Genomic DNA, 1,290 nt, shown 5'->3' with positions numbered 1-1,290 from the left:
GAGATGCCAGTGAACAGCGGATGCGCCAACACCGAACGATCAGTCGAACCCCTCACCAACAGAGCATGCCCACCCACAATCACGCACCAACTCGTTAGAGGGTGTCCTACGTGGTGAGCTGGGCAAGGCGCTTGTGGCAGACGATGGCGGCGGCGAGGCCGAGAAAGGCCGTGGTGGCGCTCGTATCGCGGGTTGAGCCGGCGGTAGCCGGACAGCCAGGCCAACGTTCGTTCAATTACCCACCTGTGACGGCCCAGGCGGTCGCTGGGTTCGACGCCGATACGGGCGATACGGACCGCGATGCGTCGTCCGCGCAGCCATCGCCGCAAGTGCGGCCGGTCGTATGCCTTGTCGGCATGCACCTTGCCCACCGGGTAGTTCCGCCCGCGTTCGGGGTCGTGTTTCGTCTGGTAACCGCCGATCATCGGCTTGAGGCCGTCGCTGTCGGCGGTGTTGCCGCCAATGTGTCCTGGCTTCGCGGCCGGGAGGAACTGTCGGCAGACACCGGCAACCTGCCCGTGCCGGAAAGACTGGTGGAAACCTGCTGCTACGACCTTGTTGTGGTAGCGAGCGGCGGCCAGCCGCTGCTGCGAGTTTTCCCGGAATGTGTGGGGACGGGCCCGTGCTCGGAGGAGAGAGGTTCTGCTGGCTCTGACACTGCACACCCTGCCGCCTCGTCGTCAACCACCCCCAGGTCTGCCATTCATCTGAATCGGGGTGGGCACCGTACCTGTTGCAGTCACTAGCCTTCGACTCACCGGCGCTGAGCTGCACGAAATCACCTCTAAGACCTCATACCACAGTCGCTCCCCCTGAGAATCGTGGACCGCTGCCCTGCAACCGGCAGGCCAGGGAGTGCGGCACATCACTGACGGCTCCGTCGTCGCCTGGGCGCTTCCTCCCGTCGGCCCGTGCCTGCACGCGGCGAAGCAGGCCGACGGTCAACATCGCCGGTCCCGCAATGAAGCCGAAGTCGCATGTACAGGTGCGCACACCCACACAACGGCCTGCCCACACCACCGATGCCCCGGCGAGAGAAGCCCTACCCGGACGGAGGCGGCCCCCGACCGCCGACGGGGCGTGCCACCGAAGCGGTCAACACCAGTCGCGGCTCATGTGAACTTCCCGCTTTTGACGTCGTCACTCGCGCACCCCGGCCGTCAGACGGCAGACTCGACACTGCCGGAAGGAATGAGTTCATGAGCGCACAGCCGGTACACCACTGCGACGGCGGCCCACCGCCGCTGCCCCCGCACCCAGAACGCGGTGGCCGCGGCCCTGCCGCCGGCC

Annotated in this window: 1 pseudogene; it reads right to left on the bottom strand. The window is 66.5% G+C overall.

Annotated elements, in window-relative coordinates:
- Nucleotides 1-106 precede the first annotated feature (106 nt).
- Nucleotides 107-470, bottom strand: a pseudogene (locus ACZ4QV_RS42490) (transposase); the annotation flags it as partial.
- Between the last annotated feature and the right edge of the window lie 820 nt (nucleotides 471-1,290).

The sequence above is a fragment of the Streptomyces sp. NPDC026394 genome (genome assembly GCF_055567735.1).
The sequence above is the reverse complement of the archived record's forward strand: the minus strand, read 5'-3'. Positions and strand labels throughout refer to the sequence as shown.